The 15,876-nt window shown below is 58.2% G+C and carries 16 protein-coding genes and 1 pseudogene; 8 read left to right on the top strand and 9 right to left on the bottom strand.

Going from position 1 to position 15,876, the window contains the following annotated elements:
* Positions 1-1,385: hypothetical protein (locus VSR72_RS41400; RefSeq protein ID WP_342957967.1), on the top strand; the 1,385-nt coding region annotated here is incomplete at its 5' end.
* Between the two features lie 97 nt (positions 1,386-1,482).
* Here the strand turns inward: VSR72_RS41400 and VSR72_RS41395 are convergent.
* The 3 genes from VSR72_RS41395 to VSR72_RS41385 all read right to left on the bottom strand — a co-directional run bounded on the left by VSR72_RS41395 (position 1,483) and on the right by VSR72_RS41385 (position 3,584).
* Entirely contained in the window at positions 1,483-1,947 is a 465-nt protein-coding gene (locus VSR72_RS41395; protein WP_342957966.1) for a hypothetical protein, read from the bottom strand.
* Between the two features lie 102 nt (positions 1,948-2,049).
* Entirely contained in the window at positions 2,050-2,610 is a 561-nt protein-coding gene (locus VSR72_RS41390) for a GNAT family N-acetyltransferase (RefSeq protein WP_342957965.1), read from the bottom strand.
* Between the two features lie 170 nt (positions 2,611-2,780).
* A complete protein-coding gene (locus VSR72_RS41385) occupies positions 2,781-3,584 on the bottom strand; it encodes a lipid II flippase Amj family protein (RefSeq protein WP_342957964.1) in 804 nt (267 codons plus the stop codon).
* 253 nt (positions 3,585-3,837) lie between these two features.
* Between VSR72_RS41385 and VSR72_RS41380 the strand changes: the two genes are divergently transcribed.
* The gene (locus VSR72_RS41380) at positions 3,838-4,380 is read left to right on the top strand and encodes a hypothetical protein (RefSeq protein WP_342957963.1); all 543 of its coding nucleotides are present in this window, start codon (positions 3,838-3,840) and stop codon (positions 4,378-4,380) included.
* A gap of 30 nt (positions 4,381-4,410) precedes the next feature.
* Here VSR72_RS41380 and VSR72_RS41375 read toward each other — a convergent pair whose 3' ends face one another.
* Complete coding sequence (locus VSR72_RS41375; protein WP_342957962.1) at positions 4,411-4,881, bottom strand: hypothetical protein; 471 nt, start codon at positions 4,879-4,881, stop codon at positions 4,411-4,413.
* Between the two features lie 366 nt (positions 4,882-5,247).
* On the opposite strand from VSR72_RS41375, the gene VSR72_RS41370 reads away from it, so the two are divergent.
* Complete coding sequence (locus VSR72_RS41370; protein ID WP_342957961.1) at positions 5,248-6,663, top strand: CocE/NonD family hydrolase; 1,416 nt, start codon at positions 5,248-5,250, stop codon at positions 6,661-6,663.
* A gap of 237 nt (positions 6,664-6,900) precedes the next feature.
* Here the strand turns inward: VSR72_RS41370 and VSR72_RS41365 are convergent, their stop codons facing one another.
* The 5 genes from VSR72_RS41365 to VSR72_RS41345 all read right to left on the bottom strand — a co-directional run bounded on the left by VSR72_RS41365 (position 6,901) and on the right by VSR72_RS41345 (position 12,328).
* The gene (locus tag VSR72_RS41365) at positions 6,901-7,245 is read right to left on the bottom strand and encodes a hypothetical protein (RefSeq protein WP_342957960.1); all 345 of its coding nucleotides are present in this window, start codon (positions 7,243-7,245) and stop codon (positions 6,901-6,903) included.
* Positions 7,238-7,564, bottom strand: a complete 327-nt coding sequence (locus VSR72_RS41360) for a hypothetical protein (protein ID WP_342957959.1) — start codon at positions 7,562-7,564, stop codon at positions 7,238-7,240. Before VSR72_RS41360 ends, VSR72_RS41365 begins: the two co-directional genes overlap by 8 nt.
* 2,114 nt (positions 7,565-9,678) lie before the next feature.
* Positions 9,679-9,972 carry a hypothetical protein gene (locus tag VSR72_RS41355; RefSeq protein ID WP_342957958.1) on the bottom strand — a complete coding sequence of 98 codons (294 nt, stop codon included), beginning with the start codon at positions 9,970-9,972 and terminating at the stop codon, positions 9,679-9,681.
* 159 nt (positions 9,973-10,131) lie between these two features.
* On the bottom strand, positions 10,132-10,542 hold the full coding sequence (locus VSR72_RS41350; protein WP_342957957.1) for a hypothetical protein: 411 nt from the start codon (positions 10,540-10,542) through the stop codon (positions 10,132-10,134).
* 196 nt (positions 10,543-10,738) lie between these two features.
* Complete coding sequence (locus VSR72_RS41345; protein WP_342957956.1) at positions 10,739-12,328, bottom strand: winged helix-turn-helix domain-containing protein; 1,590 nt, start codon at positions 12,326-12,328, stop codon at positions 10,739-10,741.
* A gap of 182 nt (positions 12,329-12,510) precedes the next feature.
* Here VSR72_RS41345 and VSR72_RS41340 point away from each other — a divergent pair, with 182 nt between their 5' ends.
* The 5 genes and pseudogenes from VSR72_RS41340 (at position 12,511) to VSR72_RS41320 (ending at position 15,846) form a co-directional block, all read left to right on the top strand.
* Positions 12,511-13,266 carry an SDR family oxidoreductase gene (locus VSR72_RS41340; protein ID WP_342957955.1) on the top strand — a complete coding sequence of 252 codons (756 nt, stop codon included), beginning with the start codon at positions 12,511-12,513 and terminating at the stop codon, positions 13,264-13,266.
* A 51-nt stretch (positions 13,267-13,317) separates the two neighbouring features.
* Complete coding sequence (locus tag VSR72_RS41335) at positions 13,318-13,797, top strand: carboxymuconolactone decarboxylase family protein (protein ID WP_342957954.1); 480 nt, start codon at positions 13,318-13,320, stop codon at positions 13,795-13,797.
* A gap of 24 nt (positions 13,798-13,821) precedes the next feature.
* A complete protein-coding gene (locus VSR72_RS41330; RefSeq protein WP_342957953.1) occupies positions 13,822-14,220 on the top strand; it encodes a cupin domain-containing protein in 399 nt (132 codons plus the stop codon).
* A 53-nt stretch (positions 14,221-14,273) separates the two neighbouring features.
* Positions 14,274-14,393, top strand: a pseudogene (locus tag VSR72_RS41325) (MBL fold metallo-hydrolase); the annotation flags it as partial.
* Between the two features lie 484 nt (positions 14,394-14,877).
* Positions 14,878-15,846: an ABC transporter substrate-binding protein gene (locus VSR72_RS41320; protein WP_342957952.1), complete on the top strand. Its 969-nt coding sequence runs from the start codon at positions 14,878-14,880 to the stop codon at positions 15,844-15,846.
* Positions 15,847-15,876: the final 30 nt, after the last annotated feature.

Genomic DNA, 15,876 nt, shown 5'->3' with positions numbered 1-15,876 from the left:
AGTGTCACCAGTTCGCCTGGTCGCATGGCTGGCTCCGCAGTTCGCACGAGCCGACCAGCATGCCAGTGGTCAAAAACACGACATCTGTAAATAGCCAGAACACGACATTAGGATATAGCTCCTACATATGTATATCTCACTATTCGGGTTATGTTAGGGAGGCGGCGATTGGGCGGGCGGTCGAGCTTGGTGACAGTTCGTCTTTAGACTCGATAGCAAAGCGCGTAAACGATTGGGTACCCGAGGTGCGGCGGGCTGCGACGAGCGCACTGCTTACGCTTTTGGCAACAGTTCCCGCCGAGCACTTTGTCCCCATCATTCCACGACTGCGCGGTCTCATGCTGGCCACGCGTACGGACCACAGGTCTTGGTTGTTCGAATTTGAACGGCGTCTCGTGGAAGCAGGCGGAACCAAAGCGATTGTCGCGGCAATGACTGGCACAGATTTCCGGCTCCGACGTGCTGCGTTTCTCGTGGCTGTAGACCATCAACTTCTGTCGCTTAACGAGACGATAGCGCTTGGTTTGAACTCAGGCGACATTGTGCTTGCGAGATCAGCGGTCGCCATGCTTGACCGTGCGCCGGTTTCAGAACGAGCTAAGTACATCGATCTTGCTGCCGCATCGCCGTTTGGTCCCGTACGCCTTGCTGCTTTCAACCTTATTTCGAGCGACAAAAGCAGTTCCGATTACGAGCCCTTCCTGTGGCGCGCGACACTTGACTCGCAGGGGAGTCTGCGGACGGCAGCCGCCCGATTGCTTGCCGAGCACGGTCGAGATGTGCTTGGCCACTGCACCGCGCTGCTCGATGCGGGAGAACTGACCGCAAGACAAGTCCGTGCAGGTTTATCGCTGCTCGCGGAGCTGCATGCGCCAGAAGTTGTCCCCACGCTTGCGAGGCACGCCGACGATGCACGAGCCGAAATTCGTGCCCATGTGGTCGCGCTGCAGGCCAAGATTTCGCCATCGCTCAAGGACGAAATCGCATCGCGTGCGCTTCTCGATCCATCCAGGCAAGTCCGAAAAGCCGGGGTTCGCCTGTGCACTTGTGGAGCGTTTGTCCCTCTGGATCTGATTAAAGCGGTTCTTGTTCAACAAGGAGACTATTGTGCAGCACTAACGGTCTGCGCGAGAGACAATTGGGATCGCCTCACATGCATCGCGCTCGTCACAGAACTGCATGTGTCGGGTGAAAGCGACTATCCAGATGTAAAAGAGGCGCTGAGACATTGGATCGAAGACCCTACTTCATCGTGGACGAAACCCAGCGGCGAGCACCGCGTGATTTTGTCCAATCCAAGCGCTCGATCACGTCTCCTCGATCTTGCCGATGATCAACAACCGCAGTTGCGTGCTCGGCTGCGAGAAGGCGGTATAGAGCTTTAGGGCAGGTTCCAACGCGAACTTGTAGCTGGGCGCGAGGAGGACGGATTGTCGATGATCCACGGGCTATTGCTGAGTGTCCCCTAGTGGCCGTTCGCGGCTAGTTGGTGATGTTGTCGCGTATCGATGCTGGGTCTTTCGGCTCCCAGTACCCGCCGCTCCCGTGATACGTTTCCGCGCGCAACCAAAAATCTTCATTGCAACGCAGGCAGCGAAAATGGTACTCGACGTAGTCGTCCCATGCGGCACCCGCCGCGAGTTTGTCGAATGAGACGGAGACCCAAGGGCTGTCGGGAATCACTTCTACGAGCGTCTTATCCGCGATGTTCTCCGCTGCGATCTGTATCGCTTTGCGTAGCTCGCGAGGATGCCTGATTGCATACCGAACGCAAAGGTCCTCGCATCGAGCGCATGCCACAAAAGACTCCTTCAGGGTTTCTCCGTCTTTAACGGGGATGGCCAGGCTGATGCCAGCAAAGCCGCCGAACCGAATTGTCGACGATTCATCCGTCGATGTCGAACGGCCGGTTGTGGCCGGCCAGAGCCCGATGACCGAGCGCGACAATTGCGTCAGGCGCTCGTCTCATGCAAAAGGCATAGCCAGACCCGCTCCGGACCTTCGGTTTGCTTCAAAGCGGCCGTTCAGCGCCGAAAGCGCCGGCGCTATCTAGCATCCTGACCCACGTATCGGATTCACCGATTTTTCAAACAGTGATTCGACATAGTCGCCAAGCTCGGGCATTGGCTTCACTCCTACCCGGACGAAGCCAAGCGATTCATAGTAGGCACAGAGCTTGGTGTTTCTCGCGTCGCAGCCGAGCCGAACATGACGTCGGTTCAGGATGCTGACTTGGTCGGCGCACCAATCGATAATGAAGCTGCCAAGTCCACGGCCGTTGAAGCCCTTTCTCACGGAAAGTCCATGCACATAGCCGGCGATTGGTTCTTGAGGTCCCCAGTACGCTTCATCATCCCAATCCAGAGAAAACGTCCCCACCGGCATGCAGTCGTGTTCGACAACATACACCGCTCTTCGCGAGAGACTGTTCAGCACCCACCTTTCGGAAAAGCCGTCGCCGTCCTTGCCCCATGCATAATCGTCGTGGGCCACCTTGTTCGCATGCGCGTCGTTTCGGATCAGCGTAATAGCCTGCACGTCATCTGCTGTTGCGCGGCGGATGCTTCTTGAGGTCATCGCTTGTAGCTCCGTTCGTTGTGCATTTGTCATCTCGATCGCCGTGGAGATCCACGCCCCGATTGTTAACGGTCTGGTCCGTATGGCGAACGGCGGAAACTGGCCCGGCCTACGCCTAACGGATGCAACGCGAATGAATCGGAAGCCGCCATGCTTTCCCCGTCAGCGGTCAATCACACCGTGTCGGGACGGCGTACTCAGCTCTAAATCAACTCGGCGACGCGTACGATAATCAGCGCGGCCGGTATGAGCATTATTTGTGCACACAGGGTCCCGAGAACACGCGCTCCAGCAAGGGTGGTGATAGCTCGCCGAAAGCTATTCTCGGAGATCCGGCCTTCGATCACGTCGTCCGTCATGACGGAAACCTGCGGGTCGATGACCACGGCTAACACCACGGTCGCAAAGCCATTAATCACCGACGATAGATTGGCGCACGTCACGCGCAAATCTGGCTTCAGATATCCAGCGTAGAGCGACGCGAAAACTCCGACAGTCCAGATGGCCATCGCAAAGACGTTGAGAGCTATCACCGTACCCGAGACCCCGGCACCGCTCGCTAGCTGGGAGATGTTTTGGCGTGACGGAACCCGCGCACCGTCCCGCAGATAGTTGATGCCGCCACGGCTGAAAATGTGGAGCACGAGGCGCGGCAATGAACGTTTGGCCTGAAAGTGCTCGACAGCTCGGCTGAAGTATCGCTGAAACGTTGGGATCAGCAGTGCGCCGACTACGCTCGCCGCAGTGGCTGTAATCAGGAAGAGACGAAAATCACCGAGCAAGCCACCCTCAAGATGCTGGGCGATATCAAGCTCTACGCGCTTAGCTATGAATGGCCCTTGAAAGGAGTTCGCCGTTCGGGAGACAAGGGCGATGATTCCGAACAGAGAGAAAGACACAGCGATACGTCGCGTGCGGACGCCAGCGATCCGTACCGCGTAGGCCAACGTCGCGATAACGTGGATTACGAATGTAAGTCCGCAGATGATGAAAAGCTGGGTGTCCATGCTATCGCGACGAGGTTGGGCAAGAGTCCGAGTCTACCGGAGCGCCGTTGCCGTTTCGATTGTCACGAAACTGACGGTCGATACCGAACGTCCGGAACTGGCCGACCGGGGCCCGACGACCGAGCGCGCGGATAGTCTCCGGGGCGTGTCCGATGCAAAAGGCATAGCCGACCCTGAAGAGACCTTCAGTTTTCCCGTTAGCGGACAGTCGCGAGGATCACTCTGTTACGCTAAGCGGAACCGGGTGACATCAATGAACAGAATAACTGCGGACCTGAATTCGTGGATTATCCAGGACGGAAACTACGATGATTTTCACTGCGGCGACCGTCGCAAACTCGCATTCGAATTTGGCGGCACGAGGCTAACGCCGTCAAATGACCGGGCACGACAGTGCTCGCACAATCATGGGTCCATCTACACGGTGACTGCCCAGGTGGCTTTCGCGCACCCAAAGGTCTGGGTGATCGACTTCGGCGTTCTGGCATATTGGGAATCGCCACCACCAGATTTCGCGAAGGTCGGAGCGTGGGTAACGGGCGAAATTTTGATAGGCGTCGATCCTTTTTTCTACAAGGAATACCTCTGTCAGGTGCCAGAAATGCCGGACCTGTTTAACGAATGGGTCGTCAGCCGTATTGAGCTAAATACAACGCCATGGATCCAGACAACGGAAAGTGGTCGGAAGGTCTTGGCAAGAGATCAGGCTGCTGAAGCGTGGGCCGAAGTTGAGGCCACCGACGCTTGGAACGATGACCAGTGCCGAGCTAGCTATCTCCTTTGTTTGGAGAAATAGGTTGAACACCGCGGCAGCGTCAAAGCCAGGTCACGATGACGCATGAATCTGAACGCTTGGCCAGTCGAGTCGAAGAAACCCGGTTGAAATAGCGGGACCATCGATCGGGAGCAAACAATACTCGACACCGCCTGGCGCATAACCCATCGATCCCCAATCCATCGAGATGAGCCTCCCCCATGAATAGTGGTCGGTTTTGACGGCGTCTCGCATCATGTTTTCGGGCGATCCTGACATATCGGATTTCGACAGAAGGTGCGCCGCGACTTCCTTCTCAGCAAAGAGATGCGGAAACAGGATTTCGACCAAGTGAGGCTCCTTCTGCGCAAAGCGTCCCGTTGAGCAGAACACCGTGGCCGACTGTGCGGCCTGGACAAGCTCAATTTCCTGCTCTGTATCGATCCAGTCCTCGTTCATCGAGTCATAGTCGCCATTGCGCGGCACCTTGATTATCGCTGTCCTGAAATCAAGCCTCACGAGTCCCAGTTCGATGGAATACATGTGTTGTTCGAAAAGAGGTGACGCGACCAATTGTCGACGATCTAGGAGCCGCCGTCGAGTGACCGGTTGAATCCGCCGCCGATCCCGGTCCGACGTCAACCTTGCGGAGTAGGCCGCCCTTGATCGGTCCGCGTCCGGCAGAACTCGACCCGTTGCCGCCGTTTGCAACGCCAAGCCGAACGGCGGATTATTCAGGCATGTTCGGACACTCGCATCAGCACTCGTGTGACGGCGTGGCGCGTGCATATCCAGGACTTTCACGGGCGATTTTTAAAGTTTCTGGCGTGATGTGCCGTTGACCGCAACGTACCGACGCGTTGTAGTAAGGACAACCCGCAGCAAATTCCCTAAAGAAAAAAAGCATAAATGCTGCTACGACTAAAGTTTTCGCTCGCCTTACTTTGGACTGCTTTCGTTTCGCTTTCTGCGCTGTCGCCGGCCGCATGGCCGGCAGATCACAGCGCAATCGAGCCCGAGGCGCCACTTAACGAACAAATTCTTCGCGTACCCGTTCAAGCGTCACCGCTAGTCACACTGGAGGTGACCGTGTATATGCCCGCACACTCTGCGGGTGGCGGTCCCTTTCCGCTCGCGCTTATCAATCATGGTGCGTCGCACGATCCGATGAACGCACCGCGCGTGGGCGATCAATTCATCGTCTGGTACTTCCTCTCGCGAGGCTACGCCGTCGCCATGCCGATGATGCGCGGCTACGCGCATTCCTGGGGCCATCTCGTCCCGCACGGATGTGACGTGCTTGCCATCGGCACCGATGCCGCCAAAGACATTCGCAAGGTCCTCGACTATGTGAAAGACATGCCGAGCATCGATGCCACGCACATCGTCGTCGTGGGAAAGAGCATGGGAGGCTGGAATACTCTCGTATTCGGCGCACAGAATCCTGCCGACGTGAAAGGGCTGCTCAATTTCGCGGGCGGCGTGAAAGAGGCGGATTGCGGCAAGCCCGACGAGAGCCTGATTACGGCCGCCGGTGAACTCGGCGCGAACACGCGCGTGCCGTCGATCTGGTTCTACGGCGACAACGACCAGACTTTCTCCAGTACGACGTGGAAAGGCATGTATGCCCACTACACGGGCGCGGGAGGCCACGCTCAACTGGTGGACTATGGCAGCTTCCAGCAGGACGCTCACGCCATGACGGCCTCAGGTGCCGGGCTTCCACTATGGGTTGCGAAGGCTGACGCCTTTCTGGCCAGCGTCGGCATGCCGGGCAGCGAAGTCAATCAGGAGTACCTTCCGCCTCCTGTGCTGAAGGCCAGCGGCTACGCGCGCATCAACGACCTCAATGCCGTTCCCTACCTCAGTGCGCTGCAGAAAGCCAAGATCTATGCGAGCTATCTGGTGGCGCCGCGGCCTAAAGCGCTCGCCATTGGGAGCACGAACGGCACATGGGCTTCCGGTGGATTCGACGCTGCGCGCAGCGCGATGCAGCAATGCTGGAAGATCTCGCAGTATTGCCAGCTCTACGCAGTCGACAATACTGTCGTGTGGCCGCGTCAGGAGTCGGCGCCTCCACTGACGAATTTCGCATCGCTTCAGGACGTCAACGCGGTGCCATATTTGCATTCGGATGGGCGGCAGGCCTATACACGTTATCTGGCTGCGACACGACCGCGCGCATTCGCGATCGCTCGCGATGGCGCGTGGGGGCAGGCTTCCGGCATCGATTCGATCAACGCGGCTTTGGTGCAGTGTGCAAACGGCCACGAGGAATGTCGCGTTTATTCGGTGGACGGTGATGTTGTATGGGATACAAAGTAGTTTGCGCATTTACCAGCGTTAGAGCGAGCAGCGGCAGGTACTGCGCGAGTGCCGGAGAGGCAAGACAGGGGCGGCTCAGAGTCTGGGGGCGGACACCCCCGGGATACTTATGAATGACTGCAACTGGCCGACCTGCCCGACGCGGTCGGCGGAACTCGACTTACAAGGGACAGTTGCAGTTCTCTGAAGCGGCCATTCGCGGGAGTGGCTCGCGTACCGGTGGCCGGGTGCTCGGGGCTACTGATTCTCGGCACGTCCCTCATAAACTCCCAATCTCTCATAGACGATAGCGAAGCGGTCTCCCAGTTCCTGTTGAAGATGGTCACGCATCGCGATCGCGGTCGCTTCAAAGCGCTCATACTCGTGCGCGTCCCATGGCCCAGGATCTGGAGGGTATTCCCAGTTGAGCGATAGGTCATGCCACGCAATCATTTCCGCAAGCTTTCCACGTGTCTCACCAGCTAGCGGCAGCGAGTCCTCAATCGGACCAACTCCGTACGTGCTACGAGTTGCGTCGTCTCCCGCCCAAATACAACCACCGCCCCACTCGAACATGAGCCTGAGGCGATATTTTTCAGTCATCACAAGAGTCCGCATTTGAAATAACCTCAAGTGCGGATAGCACGACCTTGAAGAACTCTTCCGCAAGCGTGTAATACTCCGCGGTTTCGGGACTCCTGGCCGGAAATTCGTGCATGAAACTCCTGCCTCGGTCGATAAGAATGGTGATCGGTCGATAATTCTCACTGAACCAGCAGGCAATCGTGTGATTGACCGCGCTAGACAACTGATAGATCGTCGCATCACGCCGATACAGGCGAAGTTCGAGGAAGCGCTTGTCATTCAACTGGCGCTGCAGTGAAGCAATTTGCTCGAGCAATCGACTGAGTTGCGTTGTCATGGCGCCCACCTCTCATTGGTTTGTTGTTCGAGAGCAGTTCGATTCAGCTTCGATGGGCCGGATATCGAACTGTCGGCGTTCGGTCTGAATTCGGCAAAGAATGCAAACATATCCGCCATTTGTTCACTGGCGGTTAGTGCCCGGCTTCCGAGCTTGAGACCCTAGTCGAGCCATCTCGAAGCAAGTACGCCGTCTGGCGCTCGTACGCAGCGGGAGAATAGGGTTGCCAATCTAGATCGCCCTGCACGCTATATTCCCCGTAGCCTACAAATTCATAGTAGACGGCCATAGTCTCTGCATGTGAACGTGTCCAGAATGTCCAGACCCATCCACTTCCAGACTCATTGAGCGCACGTGCTGCGTCGCCATCTGGTCCATATGGAATGCATGCAGGAAGCGATTGTCCGTGCCCGTCGGGACAAAGCCAAACCTCATGCAGATACCCAAGGGAGTGTCTCATTTCCGTGCGTCCTGGATTGGTGATTCGGTCGTCGTGCGCGAGGGCGTGACAATCGAACTCTTGAGCGAGGCATTGTCAACCATCCTCGTGCTTGGGTCGAGTGTCTCTTCCTGGCCGGAGCCCGACGACTGAGCGCCGATGATCTCCGGTGTGCACTCGATGCAAACGGCACGGGTCGACCCGAGGCGGCCAAAGAGGTTTTCATAAGCGGACATTGAGCGAGGTCACGTTTCCGTCTTCGCCCTGAACCAAGGCATTTGCTTCGCCGTCCGCCAGGCGTGCCATCCAACTGGAAGATCGAACAAAACTCGAACAGAGCCATCTAGCTGAACGATGTTTTGCAAACTCGCTACGAGGGCATCGCTTTCTCGCATTGGGTTAGATCGAGAGCCGTGAAATTGCCACGCACCATCTTCATAGTCGTGTGACACGAACGCGATCCAATCCTGCTCGTACACAATGCTCTTGGTTGCTATGACTGCCACGTTTGGAGGATCACCAAAAGCCCACATTTCGTTATTCACGCGTTAGCCGCCGCGGTTAAATAAGGCTGATTGTCGACGATCCATGCATCGATGTCGACCGACCGCTTATCCGACTGGCGCCCGACGACAGAGCCATGGCGATCTTCCCCGGCGCGCACCGAATGCAACAGGCATAACGCGACCCGTTACGGACCTTCGACTTTACCCAAAGCGGCCGTTCACCGTGCGCGGCGAGCCAAGCTGGTAGGATGACGTTCGTACTCGATACTCCTATAGAAGCTTATCCGCCAATGAAATTCGAGATTGAGGGAAAGGTAGATATTTCAGCCCCAACGGCAGCCCAAATCAGCCGCGGAGTAAAGTCATTGCGCAGCTACGGGCCGTCTTCGTACGCCTGTCTGACGAATGAGAACGGAGATTACGTTCAGATTGCATGGTCGAACATTTTGATTCCAGCACGAGGACGCGTTCAAGAGCCTTCCACTGCAAGCCCAATCCTGTGTTCCCGGACGGAACCATATTGGCGTTTCGGGCGGGGAACATCCCGATGCGTTCCGACGAATGGTTTATGTCGACGCAGGTCATCGACATATTTGCCGCGTTCTTGAATAACGCTTCATTCCCGGCTTATGTTCACTGGCGACCTGCGCCGGGCTTCTGAGCTGAGTGCGCTTCGAACCGTTCCCAAAAGCATCTAGACCTCTTTGACCGTAACCAATGCCTGTGGCTGCCAACGATCTAGGCGATCCCGTTGATCGACTCATGTAGGCCGCGTAGCGCACTACACACACTCTCAATTCCCATGAAAAAATCAGTTTGGCTTCTTCTCGTGCTCGCCGTGATCTCATGGGGGATCTGCTATGTATACGCTTCCAGCACCATTCACTTTGGCTGGCTTGGAACCTTTCTCGCATCAGCTGCAGGGATACTCGCGACAATATCTGCCTACCACACGGAAGAGAGGGCGCATACTCGCGGCGGTGTCGTTTACAAGTCCAAATCGCCTATCCAATTTCTCCTCGTACACCTTTTGCTGGGCTTGTTTCTGTCGGCAATTGCGCTGTTTAGCGTAATGGGTTGCCTTGGACTCGCGAGTGGTTCGTAGGGACCGATAGGCCGAAATTGTTACCGATTGGTGGGCGGTGGCGACCGGCCGCTTGTGGCCGAACTTAACTAAGACGATCGCCACATGGCACGTGGAGAGACCACAGCGTTTCGAAGGCCTCTAGCGTCACTTCCTTCGCCTCGAACTGCGAATCAGCGTTAATTGCATACAACTCGGGCACCGGAAGCGCTCCGAGTCCTGTTCCCAGCGCCGATCTCTTTCCGTCCGAAAATCCGACTCGTCCGTCGCGAAAGAACTCAAGCTTGCGGAGTTCATAACGATCCCGGTCGAGCACGGATACCAGACGGACTGGCTCCGCAGCGAAATCGTGCTTCCACTCGACATCAATCGCAATCAAACTGTCTCCCCTTGTCCGCGCGCGTCAGAGTAGCTCCATTCGCCGCTCCGTTGTGCGATTGACGATTTGGGCGTGGGGTGCCAATGGGCGCGCCTGGCCGCACGCCGACCAACAGCGCTGTCCCGACGGATGGTGACGCGCCGGCGGTACACGACACCCTTAGCCTCGAGACTCCCCAACGACCTGATCGCGATACTTCCGCCACTTCTCCAGCCCGGTGGCAGGGTGCTCGGACTGGTCGAGCAAGCTACTGTCTGAAAGGTCTATGGCTTGGCAGCAAAGGCGCTCGCAGAGCTGGAGAATTCCGCCAACGATCTCAGTGTTCGCCCGTACGTGAAGAGCCAGGTTTCGCACCGATTCGCCTTTTCCCAGGTTGAACTCAATCGAGCCGAACTCACTGTCGTAAATGCCCCAGCCGGGATCATTCCAGTTCGTGCCAGGAAAAACTTCTGACACTGCAGTTTGGACTTCGGAACGAGACCCTAGTAGCTGTGGCTGCTCGTCGCCTGGAATCTCCTCGATGCGGCGATAACGTCGGGTAAATTTGTACAGCGACACGTCCCAACTCATACTAGATACTCCGGTGAGGCTATCGGTCGATACGGACGGGGCTAATTGTCGACGATCCACGCCCCCGAGTCGAACGACCGTTCCTGGCCGACTCCCGCCTAACGCGGTCGGCCGTGGCCAACCCTGAAGGGACGCTCGCCTTCGCCGGAAACGGACGTACAGCTGGGAGTAACCTTGATGTGCTCGCCAGATCGCATCAATCCTTGCAGGGTTCAGGATTGAATCCAGCCTTGGCCAAGCCTTCCGTTAAAACGGCAAGATTTTCGCTGCGCTGGATCGGCATCCATTCGGTCAAGTTGCTGAGGCGCAAGTCGGGAACCAGTTCGCGTAAGCGAATCGCAGCTTGTCGAGCCTCTCCTTGATTCCCGAGCCAGGCCTGACTCGCGGCGAGCGTTGCGTGGGCAAGGCCGAAACTCGGCAAATCCCGGATCGCCTTCTCTGTCCACGCAGCGGCCTCGACGAAGTTGCCCATGAACAAATGCGCAGCGGACAACCCAAACTGCATCCGGTAACGTTCTGGATCCAGCGGGCTCAACTGCATCGCATGGGAAAATTGCCTGATCGCCTGTTCGGTTTCGCCGTGCCACAAGCGAACAAATGCGCCGAGGAACCACGCGGCGGAAAGATTGGGATTCAGCTCGAACGCCCGATCCAGAAGCGCAATGCCTTCAGCCAGGTCACCGGCAAGATGTCCGAGGGCGTGCCCGCTACGCGCCAGGGCCACGGCGTCGTATCTGCCCAGTTCGACGGCGCGGCGCGCCAGACGCGCGCCTTCGGCCATTTCCCGCGGCCGATCCTGCATCCAGCCATTGACCTTGCGCCAGCAATGACACCATGCCGCCATTGCGTACGCCGATGCGTATTCCGGATCGCACTCAAACGCGCGCTGGAATAGCGGCAACGCCTGGTCAATTGCTTCGCGGCTGCCTCGATGAAGCTGCGCCATGCCGCGCAGGTAGTAGTCGTAGGCATCGAGACTCCCGGTCGGTTTGTACCGAGCGCGCGTGATCTCCGCCTGTTCGAGCTGCGGCGCGATCGCGCCGACCACACTGTCGGCGATCTGGTCCTGGAACTCGAAAATATTCTCGAGCACGCCCTCGAAGCGGTCAGCCCAATGGGTCGCACCGGTGCTCGCATCGACGAGCTGGCCGGTGATGCGAACGCGGCCCTGTGCCTGCCGCCAACTGCCTTCGAGCACATAGCGCACACCAAGCTCTCGCCCGATCTGCTTCACATCCACGTTTCGATGCTTGTAGGTAAAGCTCGAATTGCCTGCCACGACGAACAACCAGCGGTATCGCGACAGCGCGGCGATAACGTCTTCGATCACACCGTCGGCCAGGTAATCCTGCTCCGGGTCACCGGTGAGATTGACGAACGGCAAGACGGCGATGGAAGGCTTGCTGGCCTGCGCCGTATCCGGCGATGACGTTTCGGCTGCCGTCGTTGTTTTCTCGCCGGACTGAACCGATGCCGGTTGTTCGGTGACGTCGGCGACAAACCGGAATCCCTTGCGCGCCACGGTTTTGATCACACGCTGCTGCTGGCCGTCATCGCCGACCGCCGTGCGCGCAGCGTTGACGTGGCTGGCGATGGTGGATTCGGAAATCACGCGTCCGTCCCACACCGCATTGATCAACTCATCACGGCCCACGACGCGGTTGCGATGGCTCGCCAGATAAGCCAGCAGATCGAACACTTTCGGCGTCGTGGCGACTGCTCGGGAAGCGCGGCGCAAGTCGCGACGCTCCAGATCCAGCGTGCAGTCAGCGAAAACCCATTGCATTCGGGACTCCGGGGTGAGAAAGCCGCCAGGTATGGGGGGCCTGGCGCGCTGAGGGAGCAGATCAAGGAATTTTGGACGGAAATACAAGGCGCAGGCAAAGCGGCGCCGGCAGTTGGAAATGATACTGCACCCATCGGATGAACCAGCAAGCTCTTCGTAAACCGAACCAGAGGGAGTGGAACATGAAAGTGGTCGTCATTGGTGGCAGCGGGCTGATCGGCTCGAACGTGGTGCGGCGGCTTGGCCGCGATGGTCACGAAGTGGTGGCCGCATCCCCCTCGACCGGGGTGGACTTGATGACGGGCCAGGGGTTGGCTAGAGCGCTTGAAGGCGCGCAAGTCGTCGTCGATGTCGCCAATGCGCCGTCATTCGAGGACGAGGCCGTGATGGCCTTCTTCCAGACGGCAGGCCGCAACCTGTTGGCCGCCGAGCACGCTGCGGGCGTCGAGCACCATCTTGCCCTCTCCGTCGTGGGCACGGAGCGCCTGCAGCAAAGCGGCTATTTTCGCGCCAAGGCCGCGCAGGAGACGCTGATCAAGGCGTCGCCGGTCCCGTACACGCTGCTGCGTGCCACCCAGTTCTTCGAATTTGTCGGCGGCATCATCGCGGCCGGCGCCCAGCGAGACGAGGTGCGCCTTTCGCCCGCGCTGATCCAGCCGGTCGCTGCCGACGACGTCTCCGCAGTCCTGGCCGACCTTGCCGCGGGGATGCCACTGAACGACACCATTGAAGTCGCCGGTCAGGACCGCTTCCCACTGGACGAGTTGGCCCGCAAGTTCCTCGCCGCGCACAAGGATCCACGCACGGTGATCGCCGATGTCCACGCGCGCTATTTCGGCAGCGAACTGGACGACCGCACCCTGGTCGCCGGCAGCGCTCACCGCATCGGCCCGACGCGCTTCCACACCTGGCTCAGCCTCTCCGTCGCGAAAGGCTGAACCGCATTCCCGCAACGATTTTCCTCCCTTGAATCACACAAAGGACATGCCATGACCCAGCGCATCGACTACCAGCAGCAATCCCCGGAACTGTTCAAGAAGTTCGTCGAGTTCAGCCTCGCGCTCAAGAAGTCCGCAATCGAGGAGTCCATCCGTCATCTAGTCGACATCCGGGCCTCACAGCTCAACGGCTGCTCGTTCTGCGTCGACATGCACGTGAAGGAAGCCACGATCCATGACGAGCGGCCGCTGCGCCTTCATCACGTGGCCGTGTGGCGCGAGTCCAACCTGTTCACGCCGCGCGAGCGTGCGGCACTGGCCTGGACCGAAGCGCTGACGCAGATTTCGCCGCTGGGCGTGAGCGATGAAATCTACGAGCGCGTGCGCTCCCAGTTCTCCGAAAAAGAGTTGTCCGATCTGACCTTTCAGGTGATGTCGATCAACGCGTGGAATCGCGTCAACGTCGGCTTCCGCATCCCGCCTGGCATCTATGACAAAGCGTTTGGCGTGGACAAGTCGGGCCTGGCCTGATCGCGACACAAAGGGGGTAACGTCATGCAAATTTCCAGATTGCTGATCGCATCGCTACTGCTCGCTGCGGGCGTTGTGCAAGCGCATGAGCCGGCGCAAGCACAAGTCACGCCGCTGATGACCAAGGCGCTGGACGACTATCCCGGCAAGGAAGCGCTGATGATCCGGGTGGAATATCCGCCCGGCGCGTCGGACCCGGTGCATCGGCACAATGCGCACGGTTTCATCTACGTGCTGGAAGGCAAGATCGTGATGCAGGTCAGGGGCGGCAAACAAGTCACGCTCGGCCCGGGACAGACGTTTTATGAAGGTCCAAACGATGTTCATACGGTTGGGCGCAATGCGAGCCAGACGAAGCCCGCGACGTTCATCGTAGTGCTGCTCAAGGACAAGGGCGCACCCGTTCTCGTGCCAGCGAAGTAAACGATGCCGTCGCGTGGCGCGGCTCACTTGATTCATGCACAGGAATACTTAATATAAGCAAAGCGACCCGCAATGTGCAGCCAGTTGCCGCCAACCTTGGCAAAGAAGGTTCAGGCGAACTCGGGGCATCCCGCTACGCCGTGCGCGTGGGTGACATTGACGTCGTGCTGGTCAAAGGTATGCGCTTCGAGCTCCGGGTTGGCCAGCGCGTTGCGGCGCAATGATTGTCGCAAAGGTGGCAGCCTCATTGCGGACTATGCCACCCCCCCTCCGCGCACAAAATCTCCCTCGCTCCCGGTCCTGCTGCCCGGAGCTCCGCGTTCACACGGTGCGCCTAGGTATTTATACCAATGCCGAAAAGTATATCGGACAAGGCCAATATTTCATTAGAAGGTTATCGGACTTCTTCATAGACTCTGTCGAGCCAAGCATTACCCGGAAATTCAAATCTAACGACACAAGGGGGAAGCGGAAAACTTGCGTTTTGGCTGAAGCATCCATTCGATCGGTGATTCGAACAGCGTCGGATCTGACAAACGGAAGAACCACCGGGGGCGCTTGAACGCGATGGCGGCCGTCACTGAAATTCGGCGAGCACTGCGGGTCGAGGCTGTCGCGAAAAATAGCAATTAGAAATTCGTACATCGGAGACAGAACATGAAGCTGGTCAGAAATATCGCACTGCGAACGATAGTCGGGGCAGCATTTGCGCTTGCCGCCGGGACAAGCGCGTTCGCGCAGAGCAAGCCCATTACGCTTGGATTCTCCCAGGTGGGCGCCGAGAGTGCTTGGCGCACTGCAAACACCGTGTCGGTGAAAGCGGCGGCAAAGGACGCCGGTATCAACCTGAAGTTCTCGGACGCGCAGCAAAAGCAGGAGAACCAGATCCGGGCGATTCGCTCGTTCATTGCGCAGAAGGTCGACGTTATCGCGTTCTCGCCTGTTGTCGAGTCGGGCTGGGAGCCGGTGCTTGAAGAGGCCAAGCGTGCAAAGATCCCCGTCGTTCTCACCGATCGCGCGATCGATGTGAAGGATCCCTCGCTGTACGTGACGATGATCGGCTCTGACTTCATGGAGGAAGGGCGCCGCGCAGGTCATTGGCTCGAGGAGCGTTACAAGAACGAGCCGGGCCCCATCAACGTAGCAGAACTGCAAGGCACGGTCGGTTCGGCGCCAGCCAACGATCGCCATGCAGGCCTGATGGAAGTGATCAAGAACGATCCGAAGTTCAAGGTCATTGCGTCGCAGAGCGGCGACTTCACGCTGGCGGGCGGCAAGCAGGTGATGGAAGCGTTTGCGAAGACGTACGGCAAGAAGATCAATGTCGTCTATGCCCACAACGACGATATGGCGCTCGGCGCAATCCAGGCCATGGAGGAAGCCGGCATCAAACCCGGCAAGGATGTCACGGTGGTTTCGTTCGATGCAACGAAGGGTGGCTTCCAGGCGATGGTGGACGGAAAGATCAACGTGGACGTCGAATGCAGCCCGCTGCTCGGCCCGCAGTTGATGGCTGCGGTGAAGGATATCGCGGCAGGCAAGCAGGTTCCGCGGCGCATTGTGACCGACGAAGGCGTTTTCCCGATGAATGTCGCGGCGCAAGTCATGCCGAGTCGCAAGTACTGATACGCGCGTCGTATTCAGCCGCTGAAGGGG

It is taken from the genome of Paraburkholderia sp. JHI869, from assembly GCF_038900775.1.
Lineage (GTDB): Bacteria > Pseudomonadota > Gammaproteobacteria > Burkholderiales > Burkholderiaceae > Paraburkholderia.
This window is presented reverse-complemented; position numbering and strand designations above follow the sequence as displayed.